The following is a 25,062-nucleotide window of genomic DNA, read 5'->3' as shown; positions in this document are numbered from 1 at the left end:
ATCTAATCTATCATGTCCACACGCTCTTTTGCGCAGCTTACTTGTCCAATGCCGAAACTGGACTTTGATATGATCACGCTTGGGCATGGTTCGGGTGGGATTTTGACCAATAAATTATTGGAATCGGGTGTATTCAACCTGTTTAAAAATCCCTTTCTGGACGAAAAACATGACGGGGCCGTCTTTAACGCGACAGGAAAACTGGCGTTTTCCACGGACAGTTATGTGGTTACGCCTGTTTTTTTTCCGGGTGGCAACATCGGCGATCTGGCAGTCAACGGTACAGTCAACGACCTGGCCATGTGCGGCGCCAGACCTAAATACCTGTCCCTCAGTTTTATTATCGAGGAAGGGTTAACGATGGCCGAATTCTGGAACATTCTCGTTTCTATCAAAAATGCCTCCGAAAAAGCTGCTGTACAGATCGTGACCGGTGACACCAAAGTGGTTGAAAAGGGCAAAGGCGACAAAATATTTATCAATACATCTGGCATCGGACAAGTTCATCCCGCGGCTGCTATTTCTCCAAAAAACATCAGGCCGGGCGACAAGGTGATCATCTCGGGCAATATCGCAACACACGGTATCGCGATTATGTCGGTGCGCGCTGGACTGGATTTTGAAACAGATGTCGTCAGTGATACAGCCAATGTGGCCCATGATGTGATGAGCCTGCTGGACGAATTCGGAGAGCAGGTCCACCTGCTCCGTGATCCTACCCGTGGCGGTGTGGCAACCGTGCTCAATGAAATTGCAAGAGACATCTCGCTCGGCATCGACCTGGTTCAACAACAGGTCCCGGTACTCGAACAGGTTCTGGCCGCATGCGAGCTGCTGGGGCTCGATCCGCTCTATGTTGCCAATGAGGGCGTATTCATTGCCATTGTAGCAGCAGAAATTGCCGAATCGTTTCTGGCAAAACTGCAAACACTGGAAACCGGTTTCCATGCAGCCTTAATAGGAGAAGTAACAGAATCCCATCCAGGCCAGGTAGTCATCAGCAGCCCTATCGGGGGCAGAAGGGTCGTCAATATGCTGGTGGGGGAACAATTGCCAAGAATTTGCTAAAAATGACTACCTACGACCAAACAGCCGAAGGCTTGCCAGCGCTCATTGATCAAGCCCGGATTTTCAAAGGGGCACCGGGAAATCCGTTTCTGGCCCCCCGGGGCGTGTGGATTACCGGCAGTAAACTGATTGTTTCGGATACCGGGCAGAACCGGGTCTTTGTCTGGCACCATTTCCCCGAAGACCTTTGCAGCGAGCCGGACCTGGTCCTTGGCCAGGTACAAACTGCTGACGCAGGCAGGAATGCCGGGGGCGGAGTAAATGCTTCAACGCTGCAATACCCATCCGGGATCTGGTCGGACGGGGTTATGCTTGTGGTTGCAGATGCCTGGAATCACCGGGTATTGATATGGAACACGTTTCCGGTCGCTTCCGGCCAACCGGCAGATGTGGTCATCGGTCAACCGGATTTTGAACATAACCTGCCAAACATCAAAGGCATCGGACATCATCCTTCAGAACAATCTCTCAACTGGCCATATGGCGTTTTCTCCGATGGCGTAAAACTTTGGATCGCGGATACGGGCAACCGACGCGTATTGTATTTCAAAGAAATCCCGACAGCGAATTTTGCTGCTGCTGACGGTGTGATCGGGAAAAATCGTTTCGATGAACGCGATTATGAGAGCAGTGACGCTTTGTGGCCCTATTCTGTCCGGGTATCGCAGGCCGGTGTCCTGTCCATTGCCGACACCCAGTACTACCGCAACCTGATCTGGAACGACTGGCAAAGCGCTTTCACACAAAAGGCGGATGTGATCATAGGACAGCCAGATTCCGAGTCCAGCGGGCAAAACCAATACAGGTTGCTGCCTGCACGCGATACCATGAGCTGGACCTACGACAGTTTTTTCTTCAGAAACGGAATCATCGTAGCGGACACCGGCAATAGCCGGCTTCTGGTTTTTGATAAAGTTCCTGAAAACAGCGGCCCGAAGGCCGACAACCTGGTTGGTCAAGGAACATTCGATATCCCCAGCGAAAATGCCAATACAAGAAATGGAACAGACCAGCAGCTGTACTGGCCCTTCTCCATCTGCATTTCAGGCAACTCCATGGTCGTTGCAGACACGGGGAATCACCGGATTATCTTATATCATTTCAAATAGAACTTTCAAGTCGTCAACCCGATTATGATGGAAATCCTTCCTCTATTGCTGGCAAGCCTGGTTGGTTTTACCCACGCCTTTGAAGCCGATCACCTGGTGGCGGTAAGCTCAATCGTAACCCGACGGAACAGTACGTTTCTGGCCATCAAAGACGGTATTTTCTGGGGGCTGGGCCACACCTCAACCATTTTGCTGGTGGGCTGCATTTACATCGTCGGCACGTACAGTCTGAACTTAACAAACTTCAGATATTTGGAAGGCGGTGTTGGCATGATGTTGGTTTTTCTTGGCCTGAGAAGACTATCCGGCCTTAGAAAAACCGAACGCGCTCATGCGGAAGCACACCGCAACGGGCACGTGCATGCGCACAAGCTTGCATACAGTGTTGGCCTGCTGCATGGATTGGCGGGAAGCGGAACGGTCATACTTTCCGTCCTGACCACGATCAAAAATTCACTAGCCAGCATGGTTTATCTGCTGATCTTCGGAATGGGCTCCATAGCCGGCATGATGGTTGCGGCAGGCATCTGCAGCATTCCGTTTTCAGAAAAATTCTTGAAAAATAAAACGCTCAGGATCATGCTGACCATTCTTTCCTCCGTGCTTTGCGTTATTCTGGGCGGAAAACTGGTATACGAGAATTTGATCGTGTAAACCGAACAGTCATGAAATACGATGAAGGCGACTTTGTCGCATATGCATTACAACAAATGGAGATCGCCGTGGTTGAGCGTAATGGCAATTTTTTTGGTCTGGAAGATGGCTTCATCCTGGAGGTGGAGCGAAGGGGATTGTACAAATTGTCCCACGAAGGCCTGATCATATCGCCTTTTGACGACATAGGCAGACTCTGCACATTTATTAAACAGGCCACACGGCCAGACTTAGAGTAAAAATTTCAGGATTGTTCTTTTGATCCCAACTGTCTGCTCCTCATCATGGACCATGAACTCAGCGTTGTAGCACTTTCCGAGAGTATTTCCAGTGTCGGGAACTTCGTACTGATACTCGAAGACAATGCCAGCAAGCTACGTATCCCCCTGATCATCGGTCGCGCCGAAGCGCAGTCTATTGCAACTGCCATGGAAAAAATGGAGGTTTCACGCCCGCAGACACACGATCTCTTTGCATCCACACTTATTCTGCTGAGAGCCGAGTTGAAGCGGGTGGTTATCACCCGCTTCGAAAAGGACGTGTTTTATGCCTCCCTATTCCTAAGACAGGAAAACGAAACGCTGGAAATCGACGCCCGTCCTTCCGATGCAGTTGCACTCGCTGTACGGCTGGGATGCCCCATTTTCGCTTCCAATGAGGTGGTTGAACAGGCCTTTTTCGTTTCAGAAGACCAATTCAGGGATAAAAAAGGCTCTTATGCTGAATTCTCCCTGGAGGAGCTTGAACAATTACTCGTTTCCATTCTGGCGAAGGAAGACTACGAAAGTGCCGTAAGGATCAGAGAGGTTATTTCAAAACGCAGAAATCGATAATGCCAAAGAAGAAACCTATCCAGGAGGCACTGACTACCAAGGAGAAAATAAGTGCAGCCGCTTTGTTTTTATTTAACCATTTCGGATTCGTTAATGTGCGTTTACAACATATTGCCGATGAAGCGGGATTGAGCGTCGGGAACCTTGCCTATCATTTCAAAACCAAAGACGATATGGTGGAGGTACTCTACAAGGAGATCGTGGCCAGCCAGAGAAACCTGCTGACAGAACTGAGAACGACGCCGCTTTTTATCAACCTGGACACCTACATTAAAAATACATTTCTAATGCAAAAGCGTTACAGCTTTTTCTTTACAGACACCCTGGAAATCCTGCGGGCTCACGCTTCTATCAGAAAAAAACACCGGGAACACATTCATTGGCAATCCATTCAGTTGCAGATTTATATCCAGTTCAATATTGCCAGGGGCGCGTTCCTTTGCTTCGAACATCCCGACAGCATCGAAAATTTTTCCGGCAGGTTCATCCAACTGACCGATTCCTGGCTTGAGTACAAAATGCTTCAGGGAGAGAAAATATCAGGATTGGGACCGGAGGAATTCAGCTCGACACTCTGGGGCATGATCGCTCCCCATTTTTCGCAAGAGGGAAAAAGCGAGTTCAAACAAATGCATGCCTACCCCTATGCAGGTCTCGGATAGTGCGGCCCCGGATTAGAAAAAATTTTCCAATTTCACTTCATTTTGGTAATTTCAACAAGTGATAGCAGACCAGGGTGCTGGTCCGTCGTTTCTCAATTAATCCGAAGACCAATGAAATCGAGGTTCACGATGGACTCCAAAGCTTATGACGCCCTGTTACAGGGGCTGAATCAGCAGTATTTTGTTGAAAGACGTGGTGATCAGTCAGATTTTCGCTTGTACTTCGATGCGCTCTGGCTGGCTGACACCGCCGTGATCGACGATGTACACCGTTGCCGCGGAGCCTGGGCCGTAGATCTTATTTTTGCATCCATCCATAACCCTCTGAGGTTTATCAAGCGCCATATCACCTTGCTTCCATGTCCGAAACGGGCTGCACAGCAAGGTAATCTGATGCGTCGCGTCGCGGCCAAAGACCAGCGCGGCACGCTTTCTGTAAACATCCAGTCTTTACAGATATGCAAAAACTAAGACCATGTATAGCACGAAGACAAAAATCCTGAACGCATCAGTCCGCCTGTTTAACGAAAACGGCATAGACAGCGTGCGTCTTCAGCAAATTGCCGACGAGTCGGAAATCAGTGTGGGAAATCTTGCCTATCATTTCAAGAGCAAGGAATTACTGATAGAAGCGGTTTACGAACGGGTTTTCGAAGAATTCAATGAAATTTTCCGGCTTTATCTGAAACGCCCGGATCTGGCTGATTTTGATATTCAGATCAGCGTCTATTACACCTTTTTCAGCAAGAATCGTTTTTATCTCAGCGAGTTTTTCAAGGCCAACAATAGCACGGCGCCCCACTACCTGCAATGGCAGGATTGCACCGCTAAAATGCTTTTGCAGCTGCACAGTCGCATTCAATTCATGGTAAAAAAAAATGAGCTGCTACCCGAGAAAGAATCCGGTCAGTATGAGCTGCTTGCGGAGCAAATATGGATGTCCCTGGTATTTTTTATTCCTAAAAGCAATATGACCGGCCAGGACTTTAATGAGATCAACTACAAGAAAAATATCTGGAACTTATTAAAGCCCTATTTCGGACCAGATGGACTTGAAGAATTCAAGGCATTGATTGTGCCGGTCTTACATTAAAGTCGTATCCTGTTATTTCGTATCGCTCTCCTATCTGATAACGAAGTTTACCCCCTACTGGCTTTTATTCAAAAAAAACAGATCAAAATCATATTATCAGGTGATTTTGGTCATCTTCGCCCTTTTCCCGCCTGCTTATCTTTAAGCAGATAATTACCGCTAGCAGCCACGTCACATTTTGGTCGCCAATGGTTTTTCCTGATGAGCATTCATTGATCGGAATCAGCTGATAACGCCAAAAGGCATCGAAACAAGTCAACCTCAAATTTAAAACTCTGATAATTTAGAAAGAAATTTCTATTTTTAGAAAATAATTTCTAAATTTCGTTTGTCATAGAAAATATGAAATAAGTACTATAATTCACCATGTAACTTGATAATCGATGGCAAATGTATTGTGGCTTCAGGGCGGGGCCTGCAGTGGTAACACGATGTCCTTTCTGAATGCAGAAGAACCTACTGTGATTGATCTGGTAACCGACTTTGGGATAAACATCCTCTGGCACCCCTCCCTCGGGCTTGAAATAGGTAACCAGGTCACCCATCTCCTTAACGACATTATACAGGGCCGTGTCCAATGCGACATCCTGGTTTATGAAGGCAGCATTATCAAAGGGCCGCACGGTACCGGAACGATGAACTTCTTCTGCGACCGACCGATGAAAGACTGGGTGAAGGAACTTTCAGGGGTGGTTTCATATGTTGTCGCGATTGGTGATTGTGCGACCTGGGGAGGTATTCCGGCAGTGGAGCCAAATCCCTCTGAATCGACCGGAATGCAGTTTTTGAGGAAAGACAAGGGAGGATTTCTTGGAGCAAACTATATATCGAAGGGCGGCTTGCCGGTTATCAACATCCCAGGCTGCCCGGCCCATCCCGACTGGATAACGCAGATTCTGGTGGCCATCTCCACGGGCCGCATCGGCGATGTTTTGATCGACGAATACCATCGTCCCAAAACATTTTTCACGGATTTCACTCAAACTGGCTGCACCAATGTGGTGAATTTTGCCAATAAAATTGACGGCGGTTTTGGGAAACGGGGCAATGGTTGCCTTTTTTACGAAGTAGGATGCAGGGGGCCTATGACACGGTCCAGTTGTAACCGTATACTATGGAACCGTCAGTCGTCTAAAACACGTGCCAACCACCCCTGCCTGGGTTGTACGGAACCTGGTTTCCCCCATCATCAACTGGTTAAGGGAAGTATTTTCAAAACCATGCACTACCTCGGTTTTCTTCCCAAAGAGGTACCCGAAGGCAACTCCAGACTTGGCTACTATATGCGTGCCGGATTCGAGAAAACGATCAGTGTGGTCGAAAATGCATTGGGAAACGAACCAGTCAGCCATCAAAGCTCAAAATAACCAGCGGCCATATATCCTGAATCTATCATCGAAACAGTTATTGAAAATTACAAAATGGGAATTCAAAAAGAACTTAATATATCGCCGGTAGGCCGTGTGGAAGGCGACCTGGATGTGAAAGTATACATGGAAGGCGGTGTTGTGACGCGCGCGCATGCCCAGGCATCCATGTTCCGGGGTTTCGAAAAAATCATGCAGGGAAAAGATCCTCAGGCGGGCCTGATCGTAACCCCACGTATTTGTGGGATCTGTGGCGGTTCCCACCTGTACTGCGCTTCCTCTGCCCTGGACACCGCGTGGAAAACAACTCTGCCCCCAAACGCGCTTCTGCTCAGGGCAATAGGACAGGCAACCGAAACCATTCAATCTATCCCCAGGTGGTTTTACGCTATTTTTGCGACCGACCTCGCCAACAAAAAGTTTGCCAATAAACCGCTTTATCCCGAAGTGGTCCGCCGTTTTGCCGCTTATGTGGGAACGTCTTTCCAAAAAGGGGTGGTCGCATCGGGCAGGCCTGTTGAAGTGTACGCCCTATTTGGCGGACAGTGGCCGCACTCTTCCTACATGGTCCCTGGAGGCGTGATGTGCGCCCCCACCCTGAAAGACATCACACGTGCACACGCTATTATGAATCAATTCCGCAAAGACTGGCTCGAAACGCTTTGGCTGGGCTGCTCCCTGGAAAGATACCTCCGGATCCAGACCTGGGACGATCTGATGGAATGGGTGGATGAAAATGAGTCCCAGCATAATTCGGATCTTGGCCTTTTTATTCGTGCCAGCCTGGAATTTGGCCTTCATAAATTCGGGCAGGGCGTTGGAAAATTCATTGCATTTGGCACCTATCTTAGCAAAGACCACTATCAGCACCCTACTGTTGAAAGTCGCAATCAGGCTTTAATCAGTCGTTCCGGATTTTTTGACGGGAAAAAGTACGCCGAGTTTGATCACTTAAAAATTAAGGAACACGTGAAACACACCTGGTTTCAAACGGTTCCGGCCGCACACCCATGGGACGAACCCATGCCAACACCGATGGAATCCCAAAATCTGGCCAGTACGGATTTCAGCGGAAAATACACATGGGCGAAAGCACCGAGATATAACAATATGGCCGCAGAAGCAGGTCCGTTTGCCAGGGTCTTAATGAATGCCAACCCCGATAACCTGCTGCCGCACCAGATTTTCGATCCGCTGTTTGGCGATGTGTATGATAAGATGGGGCCGAATGTCTTTACCAGAACATTGGCGAGGGTCCATGAAGCGGCACGATTGTACGAAAATATTAACAAATGGCTGTCGGAAATTGACCTCAACGGCGAGTTTTATATCAAACCCGTAGAGCGTGACGGCAAAGGCTTCGGCGCTACCGAAGCTGCGCGTGGTGCATTGGCGCATTGGATTGAGATCGAAAATGGCGTGATTAAAAATTATCAGGTCATGGCGCCAACTACCTGGAACATTGGCCCAAATGATGATGGAGGCAACCCAGGCCCTATCGAAACAGCATTGGAAGGCACTGAAATAGACGATGTAAACGACCCGGTCGAAGTGGGGATGGTTGCGCGCTCCTTTGATTCCTGTTTGGTATGTACAGTCCATGCCCATGACCAAAAGTCGGGCAAAGAACTGGCCAGATTCAAGCTCTGATGAAAAGAACAGCCATCATGGGCTTTGGCAACCCTGTCAGGAGCGACGATGCCATTGGGTGCTACGTCATAGAAAAGCTGAAAGAGGCAGGGCTTGAAAAAGAGGGTGTCTCCCTGTTTGACATGGGGACGGGTGCATTCGAGATTCTGTTTCAACTGCATGGGCATGAAAAAATGATCATTGTAGACGCGGTGATCAATACAGGCGAGCCTGCCGGGACGCTTTACAGGGTTCCGGCAAGTGAGATTGAATCGGCCGTGCAGGACGATCCACTGGTTTTTCTCCATAGCATCAAGTGGGATCAGGCTCTTAGTTACTCCCGAAAAATCATGCAGGAAAATTACCCCGAAGATATCACGGTTTACCTGATCTCTGTGGATGATACCCGTTTGGACATTCATCTTTCCGAGGAAGTCAGAACTGCCGGTGATCAGGTTGTCGGGCTGATAAAGGATGCAGTATTTTCAGTGAATTAGATGGTTTCGGGAGATTTTATATTCATGAAGAACGGGCATCTCATCTTACCGGCGGAACTGGTATACAGGTGGTTGGACAGTGATGGTCACGTGAACATGGTCTACTATCCCGAGCGCAACCAGTTACTGGTGGCTGCCAGGTCCAAAACCTTTTTTCAAAAACTGCACCGGACGAACGGGGTGGTTCTAAAAGATAAAAACATGCAAGGCGACAAAACCTTGTACATACGGGAAATATTGATTGACAACGACCTGGACGATACCGACAGGCCGTTGCCTTTTGAAATAAAGACCACCGGAATTCTAACCATTGCGATTTAAATCACAACATGGGTACATGCACCATATATACTGCCGCCGAGAATTTCACCGAAATTCGGTCACTGATCGATAGCCAGTTCAGGCTTCATGAAATAGTTGCCATCCATGATTTGAGTGATATGCAACGGGACAATTCCAGTCAGTATCTCGTCGTCGACGAAGGGATCCGACTACCGATTGACTGGAACAATGAATTCCCTCCCTATCTGCTTCCGCTTGCCATACCATACAGCGGGCAAAACCTGCTGGCACTGGTATATGCGCGACTGAATAATTATGAAGTGGCCTATCATCATTGTGCTGGTAACCCTGCGCTTCTAAAGGAGATCGACACAATCAATTGCCTTCAAAACGGGATTCAGATAACACCCGGTCAGGAGCCGGAGTATTTTGAGAGTGCGTTTGAGCAGTATCGTTTCCTTCACAATCAGGCCATTTTGATACACTATGGAAACCTGACCTCCCCCAACTGGTACCAGCAGGTAGCACGCTACTATCTGGATGCTTTTTTGAATGCCCCGCACGACGAACTAAAGGCTTTTACAGCTAAACATTATGCGACCTACCTGCTCGACCGTGAAGAGTTGAACGCCGCCAGCCAACTCCTTGACAATTGTATTTCCAGCGCGATCTCAGAGGATGCCCGGTATGAGCTCATGAGTGTGCAATACGCGGTTTGGATGAAACAACTTGTTGTGCCCTATGACGAAGTCCTACTAGAAAAAATCAAAGAAACGCTCTGGGAGGTCCTTCAGTACCAGGAAAAAAAACAGAACACCGCACAATCTGCGCTGCTGCTTATTGACGCATCACATATCGCCAACATAACCAACAGCTTTGCGGAGTCGCTGGGATACATCACAAAGGCGATCAACCTGCTCAATGAATTGGACCTGCCTGAACTTCTTGCCAGTGCACAATACAGAAAGGGTACCTTGCTTTACACCTGGTCCCAAAATGGCAATCCTCAGTTTTTAAGGCCGGCTATGGAAGCCTATCAGCTGGCACTAAAGGTATTTACGAAAGCCCAGGCTCCGGATACGTTTGCCCAAATACAGCACCACCTGGGTGTTATTTACTCCCAAATCCCTGACGAGGTAAGGAAAAAAAGCATTTGGGCGGCCGTATCGGTCAGTTGCTTTAACGAAGCCTTAAGCTATTTCAACAGGGATGACAGCCCCTATGAATATGCGCAGGTTTGTAACAACTTTGCCAACGCATTGACAAAATACCCCGATGCAAAGTTAACCGACAATTATGCCAAGGCATTGTCGCTCTACCGTGACGCACTCGAGATCCGGACTGCCTCCCGCTATCCAAATGAAAGAGGTCTTACAATCTTGAATTTCCTGGAAGCTGCCTGGCACGTTTCTCAACCCAACGAACAAGCCGAACAGAGCCTTTTGACGGAAATGACCCGGCTCGCTCTGGAAATCGAAAATCTCGTTCAGGATCAGTTTATGCAGCAAAAGGCAAGCATGCACCTCGCCCGGCTGGAGCAACTCAGGCTGGTACTCTAAACCATCAGAACAGGTCGGATCTGCCACTGCAGCTTGCGGAAATGACAGGGGTCATATTTGCCCCTGATACCGATCAACGACCAACGTGTATCGAATTCCTAATTTTGGATCGATACATCGTACTGCAATGAGCCCAGCATCCATTGAAAAAGCAGCCGGACCAGGCAAAATAATCTCAATTCGAGGAAGCGTCGTGGATGTTTGGTTTCATACAGACACGCCTGCTGCGAACACCCTGCTTTACGCCGGTGAGAACAAAGAAATAGCGATCGAAGTATCATCCCAGCTTAGCGCGAATCAGGTCCGCTGCATCGCCCTGACACCCACACAGGGGCTGGCAAGGGGAATGAGCGTAGAAACTTCGGGCCGGCCACTGAGCGTGCCGGTCGGCAACGATATTCTCGGACGCATGTTCGACGTTTTTGGAAACACAATCGATAACCTGGGAGCGTTGCCTGAAACAGAAAGACGCAGCGTGCACCAATCCCCTCCCCCGCTCGCAAAACGGTCCGTCAGTTCTGAAATTTTCGAGACAGGTATCAAGGCCATCGACGTCCTGGTTCCCATGGAAAGAGGCGGCAAGGCTGGATTACTTGGGGGCGCCGGTGTGGGCAAAACAGTCCTGCTTACCGAAATGATCCACAATATGATCGGGCACAACAAAGGCGTAAGTATGTTTTGCGGCATCGGGGAACGCTGCCGTGAAGGACACGAGCTTTACCATGAAATGAGAAATGCGGGTGTGCTGGACAATATGGTGATGATGTTCAGCCAGATGAACGAACCTGCGGGCGCACGCTTCCGGGTAGGCCACGCCGCCTTGACCATGGCCGAATATTTCCGGGATGACCAGCAACGCGATGTACTGCTTTTGATCGATAATGTTTTCCGCTTTATACAGGCTGGTATGGAAATCTCGGGCCTCATGGGGCAGATGCCCTCCCGGCTGGGTTATCAGCCGACACTGGCCACGGAACTTTCAAAATTTGAAGAACGGATTGCCAATACGGAAAGTGGGGCTATCACATCCATTCAGGCTATTTATGTACCAGCAGACGACCTGACAGACCCGGCTGCTGTGCACGCATTTTCACATCTGTCCGCATCCATTGCTCTTTCCAGAAAAAAAGCAGGAGAAGGGCTCTATCCTGCTATTGATCTGCTCCAGTCCAGCTCCAATATGGCCACTCCAGGCATTATTGGAGAAAGGCATTACAATCTCGCTCAGCAAATAAGGCAGGTGCTGTCGCAGTACCAGGAACTTGCAGATATCATTGCCATGCTAGGCCTCGAACAGCTGTCTGCCCATGACCGTCTCATCGTGAACCGGGCGAGGCGTCTGGAACGCTTCCTCACCCAACCTTTTTTTACAACGGAAAGATTTAGCGGTATGCCTGGAAAGACAGTCAGCCTAAGCGATTCACTGGACGGTTGTGAACGCATTCTGGCCGACGAGTTTAAGGATTTACCGGAAAGTGCATTCTACATGATCGGACCAATAGAGGAAGCTTATATCTCCGCCGACCCTGGAAACAAAACACTGCAGCCAGTAATGACCACCTGAAAAACCACGAATAGAATGGGACCTGCTCACATGGAGTTACGCATTTATCTTCCTTTCAGGATATTCGCCGAAATCAAAGAAGTTGTGCGGATCACAGGCGAAAATAGCCAGGGTTCTTTTGGGATATTACCGCAGCGACTGGATTGCACTACCGCATTGACGGCGAGTATTTTGACATATGAAACCAGGACCGATGGCGTACATTATGTGGCGATTGACGAAGGACTGATGGTCAAAGCGGGAGCTCTGGTATTGATATCTGCGCGTAATGCTTTTGGTGGTGCGGACCTCGGCAAGCTCCGAAGTATGGTAGAAAACGAGTTTGTAAAACAGGACAAGCAGGAACGTGAAATCCGCTCCGTTGTTGCCAAGCTCGAGAGCGGTTTCCTGTCCAGCTGGGAGAAATTTCGAAAGCAATAACATGGAGTCAGGAAAACAAAAAGGTGAAAGCCCGTTTAGCAGGCAGATAGGCCAGAAAGAAATACTAAAACTCCGGGCTCTTGGCAAAAAAAACAGAAGTGTGTGGATGGGCCTCGGGATGTTTGGTATGGTGGGATGGTCTGTGACGGTCCCGGCACTGCTTGGTGCTGCACTGGGGATATGGCTCGACAAAAAATATCCGGAAACGTTTTCCTGGACACTGACTTTTTTAACATCCGGTTTATGCTTAGGCTGCCTGATTGCCTGGAATTGGATCAGCAAGGAACATAAAGAAATGAACGATCACGAAGAGAAAAAAAATGAATGAGCTTAGCTATTGGGTGCCGGTACTGGCTGCGGGGTTCCTACTTGGAATTTTCTTTTTCGGAGGACTTTGGCTTTCCATCCAAAAAGTATTTGTCACCAAAAATGCGGCATTATGGCTTGCACTCAGCGCTTTGCTGCGGACAAGTATTGTACTGTCGGGTTTCTACTACATCGCAATGGGTGACTGGAAAAAATTCCTGATTTGTATGACAGGCTTTATGACCGGCCGGTTTGCTGTCGTGAAACTCACCGGATCAAACAAAGAAAAACCCGTAAAACAACAGACCTCTCATGAAGCTCAGCCCTGACGAAACCGTATTCTGGACTTATGGCTTTATTCAGGTTAACCTGACGCTCGTCACAACCTGGATTTTGATGGCAGTCCTCGTTACTGGTTCCTGGCTAATCACACGCCGACTCACAACAGACATCCGAATCCCGCGTTGGCAATGTGTCCTTGAAATAATAGTAACAGGCATTAATCAGCAGATAAAAGAAATTGGCCTGGACCAGCCACAAAAATATATTGGGTTTATCGGGACGCTTTTTTTATACATCGCCACGGCCAACCTCTGCATTATTTTTCCGTGGTATGAACCACCAACCGGATCACTTTCTACAACAGCGGCCCTTGCCATCTGTGTGTTTGCGGCTGTTCCCTACTACGGTATCAGAAAAAGCGGCGTAAACGCTTACCTGAAATCTTATCTGCAGCCTGCGGCGATCATGCTGCCATTCAACCTGATCAGTGAAATCACCCGCACGCTTGCCTTGGCAGTAAGGCTGTTCGGCAATATGATGAGCGGCGGAATGATTGTCAGCATACTTCTGAGTATCACCCCGCTGATATTCCCCGTGATCATGAACGCATTGGGCCTTCTTACCGGAATGGTCCAGGCTTATATCTTCACTATCCTGGCAACGGTTTACATCACAGCAGCCGTACAGGAAGAGACCGATGAACAGCAACAAAAACAGGATCAATAAATAGCTCTTAACCAAACCAACCTGATATGGATAATGCAACCCTTGTCGCCATAGCTTCTATCATTATTGCCGGACTCACAACAGGTATCGGATGTATGCTGCCCGCTTTAAGCGAGGGCAAAGCAGTTGCCACTGCGCTAAGTTCGATTGCGCAGCAGCCCGACGCCGCGCCTACCATCACCCGAACACTGTTCGTAGGATTAGCCATGATCGAGTCCACCGCGATCTACTGCTTTGTGGTCTCGATGATTTTGATCTTTGCCAACCCATTCTGGAATCATTTCATCGCAAAATAGCAGAGACAACATGCAAGTCAACTGGTTCACGGTCACAGCGCAGGTTGTCAATTTCATCATCCTGGTATGGCTTCTAAAAAAGTTTTTATACAAACCAATACTCGACGCCATAGACGAGCGTGAAAATAAAATCTCCGACCGTATACAACAGGCTGAGGCAAAAAAAGCGGATGCGCAAAAAGAATGGGATGCATACAGACAGAAAAACGAAACCTTCGATCGACAAAAAACAGTCATGTTGAAAGAAATGACTGCTCAAACTGACACGGAACGCGAAAGACTCCTTAAACAGGCAAAAGATGAAGTGGGCATATTTAGTCTGAAACTGCAAAAAGCCAGGGAGCAGTCGCAGAGGGAGCTACTGGGTGAAATCGCAGAGAAAACGAAAAGGCAAGTTTTCTCCATCACCAGAAAGACCCTTTCCGATCTTGCTTCCGCCGACCTGGAGCAGCAGGTAATCCGTGTGTTTTTGTCCCGTTTGAAGCAATTAACTCCGGAAGAAAAACAGGGTTTCACACTTGCCTCCGGATCGGCAGGGCCTATTCTTGTCCGCAGTGCATTCCAACTGTCTGTTGAACAGCAACTTCAAATCAAAGAGGGAGTAAAAGAGATGTTGGAAGCTGAACCCGCATTTCATTTTGAAATTGCGCCGGAACTTGTAGGGGGAATTGAACTAACGGCAAACGGTTACCAACTATCATGGACCATCGCAGGATATCTGGACAATCTGGAGGATAGCATCCGTTTACCGAAATCCAGTTAAATAAAGGCTGAACACATATCAAATGGAGCCAGATCAATTAATTGACGCGATAAACAACACTTTCACGCAGATAGACGAAGGCACCAAAGATCACACATTCCTATTGGTGCCCCGTGAAGTGGGAACAGTGATCAGCGTATCAGTCGGGATTGCCCGTGTCAGCGGCCTGCCAGGTGCAGGGTTTGAAGAACTATTGAAATTCCCTAATAACATTTCCGGCATCGCCTATAACATCGACCAGGGGGAAATTGGTGTCATTCTCCTTGGGGAACACACCCTGGTCAACGTCGGGGACCTGGTGGAGAGAACTGGCCGCGTGATGGATATTGGAGTTGGGGAAAGTTTGATTGGCCGGGTGATCAACCCACTGGGCGATCCGCTGGATAATGAGGGTTTGCCGGTTGTCAGCCAGCGCCTGCCCATCGAACGCCCCGCCCCGCCGATTATGGACCGCGAACAAGTAAGTATTCCTTTGCAGACCGGCTTAAAAGTCATAGACGCACTTATCCCCATTGGGCGCGGACAGCGCGAGCTTATTCTGGGCGACCGTCAAACCGGGAAAACAGCCATCGCCATCGATACGATACTGAACCAGCGCGACAAGAACGTGATCTGCATTTATTGCGCCATCGGGCAGCGCGCCTCCTCCGTAGCCAAATTGATTGCGGTCCTCAAAAAGAACAAAGCCCTGGACTATACACTTGTAGTTGTAGCAGAGGGTAACGAAGCGCCCGGGCTCAAGTACATTGCTCCTTACGCTGCTACGAGCATCGCAGAATATTTCATGCAACAGGGACACGACGTGCTTATCGTTTATGATGATCTGACCAACCACGCACGTGCCTACCGCGAACTTTCACTGATGTTGAGAAGGCCGCCAGGCCGCGAAGCGTTTCCCGGGGACATTTTTTATATTCATTCAAGACTGCTGGAAAGGGCCACGCATATGAACCGGCAACACGGCGGCGGTTCGCTTACGGCGCTGCCTATTATTGAAACGGAAGCCCAAAATATTTCTGCGTACATTCCCACCAATCTGATTTCTATTACCGACGGGCAGATATTTCTCTCCCCGGGGTTATTTGAAGCTGGGATTTTGCCGGCGATCGATGTGGGAAAATCGGTTTCCCGCGTGGGAAGCAAGGCCCAACTGCCTGTATATCGGTCGGTCACAGGCAAATTGAAACTGGATTATGCCCAATTTGAGGAGCTGGAAAACTATGCCCGCTTCGGCACAAGGCTTGACGAAAATACCCGGAAGGTCATCGAACATGGACACCGTATCCGTAACTGGCTTAAACAGCCAGAATTACAGCCTCTCTCCGTTTGCGAACAGGTAGTATCCCTGCTTGCGCTTGTAAACGGACTTTTTGACCATATATCCACAGACCGATTGCAGCATGCAGAACAAAGCCTTCTCAAAGCCAGCAACAACCTGCCCGCAGAAATGACGAAAAGATTGCTATCGGACACGGCGCTCGGAAACGACGACCGGGAAGCCTTACTAGCAATTGCAAGCGCAACATTAGCCCCATTTCAGGATCAGCCTGATCAAGCCAAAGACTAATGGATACTCTTGAAAATCTCAGCCGGAAAATTCAGGGAGCATCGGATATCAAGTCCGTTGTAAAGACCATGAAATCGCTGGCCGCCTCGAACATCGGACAATACGAATCGGCCGTGGCTTCTCTTCAGGAATACTATCAAACCGTAGCCATGGGCATTGTTGCCTATTTCAGAGATCGGAACGGAGACACAACGAGTTTGGCCAAACAGCCTGAAAAAAGTCATGTAAAATTGATTTGCGCACTTGTTTTCGGTTCGGACCAGGGGCTTGTAGGACCCTTCAACGATTCTCTTGCAGATTTTGTGCGACAAACTCTCAACGGTCTGCCGGGCAAAAAGGAAATCTGGACCGTAGGTGAGCGCATCCAATTATTGCTCGAAGACGCTGGCCTGCATCCTGCACAACACTTTCACGCGCCTGGTTCTGTGGCAGCGATCACGCCGCTCGTCGGACAGATTTTAATTGACAGCCAGCAATTACTAGAAAAAAAACCGCTGAGCGAATTCTATATTTTTCATAATCAATCCAAATCCGCAACCAGCTACGCTGGTGTTTGCAAGAGGATACTGCCGCTGGATAAAGCCTGGAGTCGGGAGTCCCTTGACATCAGGTGGCCAACAAAGGCGTTACCACAGGTTTTGGGAAGCAGAGAAGCAACCTTAATTGGCCTGATCCGTGAGTTTTTATTTGTATCGCTATTCAAAGCCTGTGCCGAATCCCTGTCCAGCGAGAATGCAGCGAGGCTGGCTGCCATGCAGCGCGCCGAAAAGAACATTAAAAATGTGATCGACGACCTCAGGCACAAATACCATCTGATACGGCAGAGCTCGATCGATGAAGAGCTGTTTGATGTATTATCCGCTTTTGAAGAAATGACGGACAACCCTGAAAGCTCTTCCTCCTCCAATCCCTAACTTTCTCTGCTTATCGTCGATCGTCAACGCTTTCGGCATTACCCGATACCGGCGTTAATTCCTGGATGATTGTTTTCGCGGCCAAATCGACGGCCATAAGCACAATTTGTTCTGCTGACCCCTCAAATACGTCTTTTACGGCCAGAGATTTCCCCTTGACGAATATATGAATGAAGATAGTCCCTACTGGTTTCTGAGGTGTTTCGCTCCCACCCGGTGTGGTAAGGCCCGTCACTGCAACCTGGATATCGGACTTGATCAAATCTTTCAGGCGAAATGCCAATTCCTTTGTTACCTCGGCAGATTCAGGCGTAAACTCCCTGATCATCTCAGGGTTAATGCCCAAAACATGCTCCTTCACTTCGGCATCGTAGCATACAAGCCCTCCTTTCAGTATAGTGCCAGAATCCTCCGTTAACGAAAATTCGGAGGCAAGCCTTCCGGCTGTTGCGCTTTCGGCAAAGGAAATGGTCAGCCCCTGTTCCCTTAATATTTTACTGCAGTCAACGATATATTTTGAAGGCATATTTTTAATTGATGCATAATGGGGTAAACCTGGATATGCTTATTTCGAAAGCAGTACACCGGCTACCAGACTTTACAAAAATGATGCCTTGGTTTGAGCAGGCCTGCGCCTTCAAATCGGAGCGTTGTTAGATACTCCGGACTGGGTCAATCAAAAGTGAAGCCCAATCCGAAGTAACAAATAAGCAGGTTTTAATATGGCGGGGCCATTTGCTGGAGCAGAGTATACACCCAATAAATCAACGGTTTATATCCGGTTATGTGTCACAATCGTATCCATCCAGAAATGACCCAAATGCGAAATGAATGAAGTCCAGACCGCCAGGTCAGATGATTTTCTCATATACGCGTTGGCTTGCAGACGGTAACAATCCCGTATATCCATGGGATCATTTGACTGGCTTAATATGATAATGGGAATCGTCACCAGATTTTTCGAAATCAGAAACTGTTTGATCGCTCCAAGCAATGCAAGACCGCTGGCCCTGTCGGGCAGGTACAGATCCAGTAAAATAAGCTGCGGGGTATTGCGGCATTTGTCCCACTGAGAATTTATAAATTCGATTGAGGTAGCCTGATCCCCTAACGTGATCACATCCGCACCGGGCAAATTGTGCTTCAATGCCAGGTTGATCAGTTTGCCATGATCAGCGTTGTCGTCAATCACCAGAATACTTTTCGCATCGGCGCTTCTGATTGTCGCTGCCTGATCAAATGCCGGATAGTCATGCAGAAAACACATGTTTACGGCTCGTGCGAGTTCCTCATATTCGTTCAGAGAGCAGGGCTTTGCGATAAAAGCATTGATCCCTTTCGAATAAGCCAGCCTGATCAATTCCCGGTTTGTAGCAGTCGAGACCATGATCACGGGGATATGCATCAAATCCGGGTCCGACCTCAGGAGGGTCAGCGCTTCGAGGCCGTTTATTTTAGGCATGTTCATGTCCATCAACACGACCAACTCTCCGTCTTCTTGCTTGATCTCGCGGATGAGCACTGCCCCATCGCTTGCTTCTTTAACTACGCATTCTCTCATTACACTGGTGATCGCTTCCCGGAGCAGCATGCGGTCGTCCTCGTCGTCGTCGGCGATATAAATCGTCCTGATACTATTCATAAAGGCAATTCCAGGTTTATCTGTTTTGTTATCGGCCTGGTAAGAGGGTTAAAAGTAAGGTTTTCGGATTTAACAAGTTTATTGAACCACGACATTTTAATCGAAGGACATTGACCATCGGGTATAGTATTTATGCGTACACAAAACGAACCACATTTTTTTACGATGGCAAAACAGATCAACCACCAGCACTTCGAGGACATGGTAGGTATCCTGCGTACAAAACGCGAAGCATTACTTAATCACTGGCGTGATGCCTGTGCGCAGGACGAACGTTTGAACAGCAAGGCAAGCTTTTCGCGTGAAGAATTTAATGATCAGGTACCACTTCTGCTCAACGTCCTGGAGCAGAGGCTGCTTGGCGAACCCGAAAGTGTGGATGTGGTTAAAGTTGCAAGTGAGCACGGGCTTCACCGCTGGCAATCCGGATATGAGCTCCATGAGCTTGTCATCGAGTTTGAACACTTGTTTAAGATCCTGCTGAACCAGGTCCATAAATATGCTGAGGATCATCCCAAACTTGATACCAAGGTTATTTTGACCATACACAGTGAGATTTTCAGTATTTATTCTGAGTCCACCGGCGGTAGTGTCACCTATTATTATCGCCTGAGACAAACGGCTGCCGCTGAGCAGACAGCCAACCTGCAGAATGCGCTCGACCAGCTTCAGCAGCTGAGCCAAAAACGCAGTGAACACCTGCGACATAGTTCGCATGATCTACGTTCCAGTTTCAGCGTGCTGATGATGGCTTCACAGCTCTGGGAAATCCCTTCGTCCGAAAAGGACCGTTCAGAACTCATGGGAATGCTTAACAGAAATTTGTCTTCGATTCGCGACATGCTATTGCAGCTCACCGATTATTCCAGGATGGAAGCGGGCCATGAAATTCTTCAGATCAAGGAATTTGACGTATCGCAACTATTAAACTCACTGATCAAAAATACATTACCCATTGCCGAAACAAAAAAGATAGTCCTTGAAGGCGACGGCCCGAAACACCTTAAAATTACCAGCGATCCGGTTCAGATACAGCGGGTTTTTCAAAATTTGCTCCACAATGCATTGAAGTACACAGAATCAGGAGGTGTGTATGTGACCTGGGCGAAAGAGAACGACGCGCGCTGGATCCTCAGCATCCAGGATACCGGTCCCGGACTTCCCGATCACAGCGCCCTCGCACTTCTTGCCAGACAATTAAAGCCTTCGACATATACTACCGCAATACACCAGGAAGCAATGATGTCACAACCGCCCGCTCCTACCAGTGTGGATCAAAACGACAGCGGGCAATTCAAAGAAAGTGAAGGCTTGGGCCTCTTTATTGTCAAAAAAATCTGCGAACTGATGAAAGCGACAATGGACATTGAAAGCGGCGCTGGCAAAGGAACGCTGGTCCGGATCCGTTTCCAGACACGGCAAGAGCCTAATAAGCTTGCCTAGTTTCAAAGCTTATACGACTTGCCGGGTACCGGGCGAATCCTGGGTCTTGACGTGCGCCTGAGCCTCCACGATCCGACACCACCATATCATGGGCAGGCCAAAACAAAAAATGCGTAAGAAATGCGGTATGATTGGTCTTTAGTCGAAAAATAACATCACCTAAAATAGGACTGCCTTCTCCATTTGTCCTGATCGTAGCCATAGAGAACTGCAGCATCTAATACGACTCTGCTAAAGCTTTTGGGACAAGAGTTGGCTTAGGGCATCAATCAGCGTGCCTGTGATATCGCCCTGTTTTGATATAAAAAAGTCGGCGCCTGCTTCTGTAATCTGCCCGATCGTGGAGGAATCATTCTTTCCGGACAGCGCGATGATTTTGGTGTCAGGCCAGTCATTCTTCAACACCGCGGCAGTTTCAAAGCCATCCATAACAGGCATTTCTATGTCAAGGATAATTATATGAGGCGCTTTTCCAACTTGATCGATTTTCGCTAAACAGTCCTGGCCATTTATTGCTTCAAATGCTATCAGTAAATCATGTTTGATTAAAAGAAAACTTACATAAGCCCGGACAACCGGGCTATCATCTACGACAGCAATCGTCTTTTCCTGAGTAATATGCATGATGGTGTTGAGATATTGTGGAATCCAAAGAACTAAGATTTAAAGTCAAGGGCTGATGAATTGACCAGCGGACGACATTTTCGAGCAGCTTCACAAAGTGTGCATCCTGCCACACTGCGGCGTCATGGCCCATTGAAGTGTAAAATGTTTTCCCCCGGCCCACATTCCTGTACCATGCAACGGGCTGGTACTTACCCATACCGAAATCTTTGTCTCTGATAAACAGTATGTTGCCGCTGGGAAGAATCTCACCGCCCTCAATGTAGGCCATAATCCGCATGTTTTTAGGCTGGGAAAAATATACGTACCATTCATCGGTGTGCTTCCAGGAAACAGGCAGCCGGCTTTTCAGCGTGGAATCCGCGTTGGCGCCGATATGTACTTCCGCAGCCTGCAATTGCGGACTCAGCGGATGATGGGAAAATGTAGCACCGATCAGGTTTGTCTGCAACCAGGGCCAGTCATTGTGAGAGAAGTCGCCCGCACCGTGGATACCCATCAAGACACCGCCCGATTCTACATATTGGCTGACCGCCCGCTGCTGCTCCGTGTTCAGTACCCGGCCGGTGGAGTTATTGATCACGATGATGTTGAAATGCTTTAACTGTTCGGCATTGAAGACGCCTCCCTGCTCCGTTTCATAAATAAACCAGCCATCTTTTTTCACCATTTGCTGAAAGGCCCTCTTGGCAGCGTCAATAGATTCGGAATGCCTGTAACCAGTGCATTTTGAGAACAGCAGCAGGGCGGGTTTGCCGACCGGGAAGCGGATCACGGGCCGACTAGTCTCGAAGCTGACCGGAAAGCCATTTTTGATCTTGTAGACAAACAAACAGGCAGCAGCGACCAACACCAGGACCAGCCCCAACACGCTCCATAAGGCGATTTTCAAAACTCTTTTCATGCGTGTCAGGAAAGGAAAATATCAAACGAAGTGACAGGTAATATCAGCCAGAGCTGAGGGATGTCGTCTGAAGAGGCAGCCTGAACAATGCACCTGAGTGCTCATGCCTTCTTCTATTTCGTCCCATATTCTTCTTTTGTCTGGCAAGTAAATCCTGTTATAAAACTCATAAACATTGTCAGTAGTAGAACTGTAACCGAAATGGTTCAGAAGCTGCTTGTGCATTCCAGGATATCTTCAAAAACATCCCAGTCGAAAATGGCCTCTCAGGTTGCACGCATGCGCACACGATCACCCTCCTCAGCGTGTCGTACCTGTTTTGTCGTCAATACCAGATCTGTAATATCCTGCTAAACGAGCTTGATTGACCAGCGTCAGGAAACAAGTTTGGCAGTCCATCGTCTGGTTTGGGTGTTTACGCAATGGGCTATGTAAATGTAATGTAAATGCTGGCCTGTATTTACATCAATCATCGACACGAAAGTACCGCTGTAATGCGCTCAGCACAAGCCCGCAAATGGGTGATTTTTATAATAACGTGACCGCCAACGATACTTGTTGAGATCATCATGTCACAATAAAGGTGTTCTGCGATATTACTCCCCCCGGCCAGCTCTATTTCTACGCTGGCCGGGAGAAAACGAAAGTTAGATTTTAACAGCCTGACCCGAGGCCACCGATTTATAAATTGCTTCCACAACGCGAATATCACGAAGCCCCTCTTCTCCCGGGGCGATCAGGTCCGTATTGCTCATGAGCGCCGTACAATCCTCATCCATTTGCTTGGCCTGCTGGCTTTTAATCGGGAAGTTGATCAGGGTGCCGTCCGACATGCTGCCTTTATTGCCATTATATCCCGACTGCGGTTCCAGCTTCAGCCAGCCCTTTTCATAATTAACCTGCAAGTGATTCATGTTGATGCCAAAACTAGTCTGGCAAGCAGCGCGTGCGCCGCTGGGAAAGTCGAGCATAAACATCATGGTTTCTTCCACCTCCTTATAAATTTCAGGTCTGGTTGTAGAAGCCTGCGCGATCACGCTGATCGGTTCCTCTCCAGTGGCAAGTCTTGCTCCCTGCAGGGCATAAACCCCCATATCTCCCATCACACCGCCCCCGAGTGCTTTTTTCTGTTTCCAGTGGTCGGTTCGGGCATCAAAATAGCCTGCCGCGCTATTCACCATTTTTATTTTTCCAAATTTTTGCTCCTTGGCAACTTTCATGACCGCCTGGATATTCGGATCGTGCTGACAGCGGTAGCCAATAGCGAGCTTCACTTTATTGCTTTTGCAGGCACTGATCATCTCCTCGCAATCTGCTACCGAAGGCGCCATCGGCTTTTCACAGAACACGTGCTTACCTGCTTTTGCGGCCCTTACGACGTATTCACGATGCATAGACGGCGGCAACACCACATACACGATGTCTATGTCGGGATTATCCGCAATCTTATCGAAGTTCTGATAGTTGTAAATGTTTTTATCCGGGATATTGTATTTTGCTTTCCATGCTTCGGCCTTTGCAGGTGTGCCGGTAACGATACCCGCCAGGTAGCACTTTTCCGTCAGCTGCAAAGCGGGCGCCAGCAAATCAGTGCTGTAATAACCCAAACCCACAAGGGCAATACCCAGCTTTTCCTTTTTGGGTGAAGTTGCGGCCAACAACGAATTCCCCGAGAACAAAGTCGCAGCGCCTGCCAGACTTAATACGGATAAAAAATCCCTTCTTTCTATTTGCATAACCTTTGATATGGATTGAATGATCTGATTGATTCCGAAATTCCTTTCACTTTTTGCTTCGATGCGGTCAGGGTTCAATCGTCTTGATCGAACCATCCTTTTCTCGAAACAGCTCGCGTACTTTAATGTTCCTCAAATGCGTTTTCCCCGACAGCTCGACGTCGTGGTAGAAGATATACCATTTGCCTTTGAACTCAACAATAGAATGATGCGTAGTCCACCCCGAAACAGGTTTCATGATCACACCTTTATAAGTAAAAGGCCCGTAGGGAGAGTTGCTAACTGCGTAAGCGAGCAAATGTGTATCCCCTGTAGAGTAAGAAAAATAGTATTTGTCGCCAAACCGGTGCATCCATGCCCCTTCAAAAAACCGGCGACCGGTATCGCTGGCCAGCAAGGGCTTGCCATTCTCGTCCACTATCTTAACATCTTTGGGTGCTTCGTCGAATACCAGCATATTGTCTTTCATCCGTACGACCTTTGCGGAAAGGGCCGGTTCGCTTTCATGCCCTTTTCCTAAGTCCGTTTTCAGGCTTGCATCGTATTTACCAGTATGCCAGCGTTGCAGTTGTCCTCCCCAGATGCCGCCGAAATACATATAGGATTTACCATCCTTGTCTGTAAAAACTGCCGGGTCGATGCTGTAGCTGCCAGGTATCGGTTTGGCTTCCGGTTTGAAAGGGCCGGTCGGTGATTTGCTGGTGGCGACGCCGATCCTGAACACATCTTTTTTGTCTTTTACCGGAAAATAGAGATAGTAAGTGCCATTTTTGAAAGCAGCGTCGGGTGCCCAAAGTTGTCGTCCCGCCCAGGGAATGTCCTTGACATCGAGCGCCACACCGTGGTCTTTCACAGGCCCATTGATATCGTCCATGGAGAAAATATGGTAATCCCGCATGTTAAAATGTCCCCCTTCGTCGTCCTGCGGCACATTTGATTCGACGTCATGCGACGGATAAATGTAAATCTTCCCATTAAAGACATGCGCCGACGGGTCCGCGGTATAGATGTCTTTTATCAATGGCTTGGGTTTTGCTAAATTGGATTGGGCAACCAATTTCTCGGATCCACAGCAAAAAATGCCCAGGGCGATTGCTACTTTGTAACGAAAGATCATAAATA

Annotated in this window: 29 protein-coding genes; 23 read left to right on the top strand and 6 right to left on the bottom strand. The window is 48.4% G+C overall.

What is annotated here, in order from left to right:
- Positions 1 to 12: 12 nt before the first annotated feature.
- The 22 genes from hypE to AC1XUF_RS21775 all read left to right on the top strand — a co-directional run bounded on the left by hypE (position 13) and on the right by AC1XUF_RS21775 (position 17,591).
- A complete protein-coding gene (gene hypE, locus AC1XUF_RS21880; RefSeq protein ID WP_483343964.1) occupies positions 13 to 1,068 on the top strand; it encodes a hydrogenase expression/formation protein HypE in 1,056 nt (351 codons plus the stop codon).
- 2 nt (positions 1,069 to 1,070) lie between these two features.
- Positions 1,071 to 2,177 (top strand): NHL repeat-containing protein, encoded by a 1,107-nt coding sequence (locus AC1XUF_RS21875; protein ID WP_483343963.1) that lies wholly within the window; start codon positions 1,071 to 1,073, stop codon positions 2,175 to 2,177.
- A 24-nt stretch (positions 2,178 to 2,201) separates the two neighbouring features.
- Positions 2,202 to 2,831, top strand: coding sequence for an urease accessory protein (locus AC1XUF_RS21870; protein ID WP_483343962.1), 630 nt, complete (start codon positions 2,202 to 2,204; stop codon positions 2,829 to 2,831).
- A gap of 11 nt (positions 2,832 to 2,842) precedes the next feature.
- Positions 2,843 to 3,070 carry a hypothetical protein gene (locus tag AC1XUF_RS21865; RefSeq protein ID WP_483343961.1) on the top strand — a complete coding sequence of 76 codons (228 nt, stop codon included), beginning with the start codon at positions 2,843 to 2,845 and terminating at the stop codon, positions 3,068 to 3,070.
- 45 nt (positions 3,071 to 3,115) lie between these two features.
- On the top strand, positions 3,116 to 3,664 hold the full coding sequence (locus AC1XUF_RS21860) for a bifunctional nuclease family protein (protein WP_483343960.1): 549 nt from the start codon (positions 3,116 to 3,118) through the stop codon (positions 3,662 to 3,664).
- Positions 3,664 to 4,326: a TetR/AcrR family transcriptional regulator gene (locus AC1XUF_RS21855; RefSeq protein ID WP_483343959.1), complete on the top strand. Its 663-nt coding sequence runs from the start codon at positions 3,664 to 3,666 to the stop codon at positions 4,324 to 4,326. The genes AC1XUF_RS21860 and AC1XUF_RS21855 overlap by 1 nt, the downstream gene beginning before the upstream one ends.
- Positions 4,327 to 4,437: 111 nt before the next feature.
- Positions 4,438 to 4,797 carry a hypothetical protein gene (locus AC1XUF_RS21850; protein ID WP_483343958.1) on the top strand — a complete coding sequence of 120 codons (360 nt, stop codon included), beginning with the start codon at positions 4,438 to 4,440 and terminating at the stop codon, positions 4,795 to 4,797.
- 4 nt (positions 4,798 to 4,801) lie between these two features.
- On the top strand, positions 4,802 to 5,419 hold the full coding sequence (locus AC1XUF_RS21845) for a TetR/AcrR family transcriptional regulator (protein WP_483343957.1): 618 nt from the start codon (positions 4,802 to 4,804) through the stop codon (positions 5,417 to 5,419).
- 383 nt (positions 5,420 to 5,802) lie between these two features.
- Positions 5,803 to 6,786: an NADH-quinone oxidoreductase subunit B family protein gene (locus AC1XUF_RS21840; protein WP_483343956.1), complete on the top strand. Its 984-nt coding sequence runs from the start codon at positions 5,803 to 5,805 to the stop codon at positions 6,784 to 6,786.
- Positions 6,787 to 6,840: 54 nt separating this feature from the next.
- On the top strand, positions 6,841 to 8,436 hold the full coding sequence (locus tag AC1XUF_RS21835; RefSeq protein ID WP_483343955.1) for a nickel-dependent hydrogenase large subunit: 1,596 nt from the start codon (positions 6,841 to 6,843) through the stop codon (positions 8,434 to 8,436).
- On the top strand, positions 8,436 to 8,912 hold the full coding sequence (locus AC1XUF_RS21830) for a hydrogenase maturation protease (RefSeq protein ID WP_483343954.1): 477 nt from the start codon (positions 8,436 to 8,438) through the stop codon (positions 8,910 to 8,912). The genes AC1XUF_RS21835 and AC1XUF_RS21830 overlap by 1 nt, the downstream gene beginning before the upstream one ends.
- Positions 8,913 to 8,936: 24 nt before the next feature.
- Positions 8,937 to 9,233 carry a hypothetical protein gene (locus tag AC1XUF_RS21825; protein ID WP_483343953.1) on the top strand — a complete coding sequence of 99 codons (297 nt, stop codon included), beginning with the start codon at positions 8,937 to 8,939 and terminating at the stop codon, positions 9,231 to 9,233.
- 8 nt (positions 9,234 to 9,241) lie between these two features.
- Positions 9,242 to 10,753, top strand: a complete 1,512-nt coding sequence (locus AC1XUF_RS21820; protein ID WP_483343952.1) for a hypothetical protein — start codon at positions 9,242 to 9,244, stop codon at positions 10,751 to 10,753.
- Positions 10,754 to 10,880: 127 nt separating this feature from the next.
- Positions 10,881 to 12,317, top strand: coding sequence for a F0F1 ATP synthase subunit beta (gene atpD / locus AC1XUF_RS21815; RefSeq protein ID WP_483343951.1), 1,437 nt, complete (start codon positions 10,881 to 10,883; stop codon positions 12,315 to 12,317).
- Between the two features lie 15 nt (positions 12,318 to 12,332).
- On the top strand, positions 12,333 to 12,737 hold the full coding sequence (locus AC1XUF_RS21810; RefSeq protein WP_483343950.1) for a F0F1 ATP synthase subunit epsilon: 405 nt from the start codon (positions 12,333 to 12,335) through the stop codon (positions 12,735 to 12,737).
- A gap of 1 nt (position 12,738) precedes the next feature.
- Positions 12,739 to 13,065: an AtpZ/AtpI family protein gene (locus AC1XUF_RS21805; protein ID WP_483343949.1), complete on the top strand. Its 327-nt coding sequence runs from the start codon at positions 12,739 to 12,741 to the stop codon at positions 13,063 to 13,065.
- Positions 13,058 to 13,372, top strand: coding sequence for an N-ATPase subunit AtpR (locus AC1XUF_RS21800; RefSeq protein ID WP_483343948.1), 315 nt, complete (start codon positions 13,058 to 13,060; stop codon positions 13,370 to 13,372). The genes AC1XUF_RS21805 and AC1XUF_RS21800 overlap by 8 nt, the downstream gene beginning before the upstream one ends.
- Positions 13,356 to 14,051 carry a F0F1 ATP synthase subunit A gene (locus AC1XUF_RS21795; RefSeq protein ID WP_483343947.1) on the top strand — a complete coding sequence of 232 codons (696 nt, stop codon included), beginning with the start codon at positions 13,356 to 13,358 and terminating at the stop codon, positions 14,049 to 14,051. Before AC1XUF_RS21800 ends, AC1XUF_RS21795 begins: the two co-directional genes overlap by 17 nt.
- Before the next feature lie 26 nt (positions 14,052 to 14,077).
- Entirely contained in the window at positions 14,078 to 14,347 is a 270-nt protein-coding gene (locus tag AC1XUF_RS21790) for a F0F1 ATP synthase subunit C (protein WP_483343946.1), read from the top strand.
- A 10-nt stretch (positions 14,348 to 14,357) separates the two neighbouring features.
- A complete protein-coding gene (locus tag AC1XUF_RS21785; protein ID WP_483343945.1) occupies positions 14,358 to 15,110 on the top strand; it encodes a F0F1 ATP synthase subunit delta in 753 nt (250 codons plus the stop codon).
- A gap of 22 nt (positions 15,111 to 15,132) precedes the next feature.
- Positions 15,133 to 16,677, top strand: a complete 1,545-nt coding sequence (locus AC1XUF_RS21780) for an alternate F1F0 ATPase, F1 subunit alpha (protein ID WP_483343944.1) — start codon at positions 15,133 to 15,135, stop codon at positions 16,675 to 16,677.
- Positions 16,677 to 17,591, top strand: coding sequence for a F0F1 ATP synthase subunit gamma (locus AC1XUF_RS21775; RefSeq protein WP_483343943.1), 915 nt, complete (start codon positions 16,677 to 16,679; stop codon positions 17,589 to 17,591). The genes AC1XUF_RS21780 and AC1XUF_RS21775 overlap by 1 nt, the downstream gene beginning before the upstream one ends.
- A 10-nt stretch (positions 17,592 to 17,601) precedes the next feature.
- Here AC1XUF_RS21775 and AC1XUF_RS21770 read toward each other — a convergent pair whose 3' ends face one another.
- Together AC1XUF_RS21770 and AC1XUF_RS21765 are read right to left on the bottom strand one after the other, a co-directional pair.
- A complete protein-coding gene (locus AC1XUF_RS21770; RefSeq protein WP_483343942.1) occupies positions 17,602 to 18,117 on the bottom strand; it encodes a CinA family protein in 516 nt (171 codons plus the stop codon).
- Between the two features lie 246 nt (positions 18,118 to 18,363).
- Complete coding sequence (locus AC1XUF_RS21765) at positions 18,364 to 19,233, bottom strand: response regulator (protein WP_483343941.1); 870 nt, start codon at positions 19,231 to 19,233, stop codon at positions 18,364 to 18,366.
- A gap of 165 nt (positions 19,234 to 19,398) precedes the next feature.
- Between AC1XUF_RS21765 and AC1XUF_RS21760 the strand changes: the two genes are divergently transcribed.
- Positions 19,399 to 20,676 (top strand): sensor histidine kinase, encoded by a 1,278-nt coding sequence (locus tag AC1XUF_RS21760; RefSeq protein WP_483343940.1) that lies wholly within the window; start codon positions 19,399 to 19,401, stop codon positions 20,674 to 20,676.
- 231 nt (positions 20,677 to 20,907) lie between these two features.
- Here AC1XUF_RS21760 and AC1XUF_RS21755 read toward each other — a convergent pair whose 3' ends face one another.
- The 4 genes from AC1XUF_RS21755 to AC1XUF_RS21740 form a co-directional block, all read right to left on the bottom strand.
- Positions 20,908 to 21,300, bottom strand: coding sequence for a response regulator (locus tag AC1XUF_RS21755; protein WP_483343939.1), 393 nt, complete (start codon positions 21,298 to 21,300; stop codon positions 20,908 to 20,910).
- A complete protein-coding gene (locus tag AC1XUF_RS21750; RefSeq protein ID WP_483343938.1) occupies positions 21,260 to 22,204 on the bottom strand; it encodes a ThuA domain-containing protein in 945 nt (314 codons plus the stop codon). The genes AC1XUF_RS21755 and AC1XUF_RS21750 overlap by 41 nt, the downstream gene beginning before the upstream one ends.
- Before the next feature lie 647 nt (positions 22,205 to 22,851).
- Positions 22,852 to 23,940: a Gfo/Idh/MocA family protein gene (locus AC1XUF_RS21745; RefSeq protein WP_483343937.1), complete on the bottom strand. Its 1,089-nt coding sequence runs from the start codon at positions 23,938 to 23,940 to the stop codon at positions 22,852 to 22,854.
- A gap of 67 nt (positions 23,941 to 24,007) precedes the next feature.
- Positions 24,008 to 25,057, bottom strand: coding sequence for a glycoside hydrolase family 43 protein (locus AC1XUF_RS21740; protein WP_483343936.1), 1,050 nt, complete (start codon positions 25,055 to 25,057; stop codon positions 24,008 to 24,010).
- Positions 25,058 to 25,062 lie beyond the last annotated feature (5 nt).

This window comes from Dyadobacter sp. HNCC25DJ185, assembly GCF_056895195.1.
The sequence above is the reverse complement of the archived record's forward strand: the minus strand, read 5'-3'. Positions and strand labels throughout refer to the sequence as shown.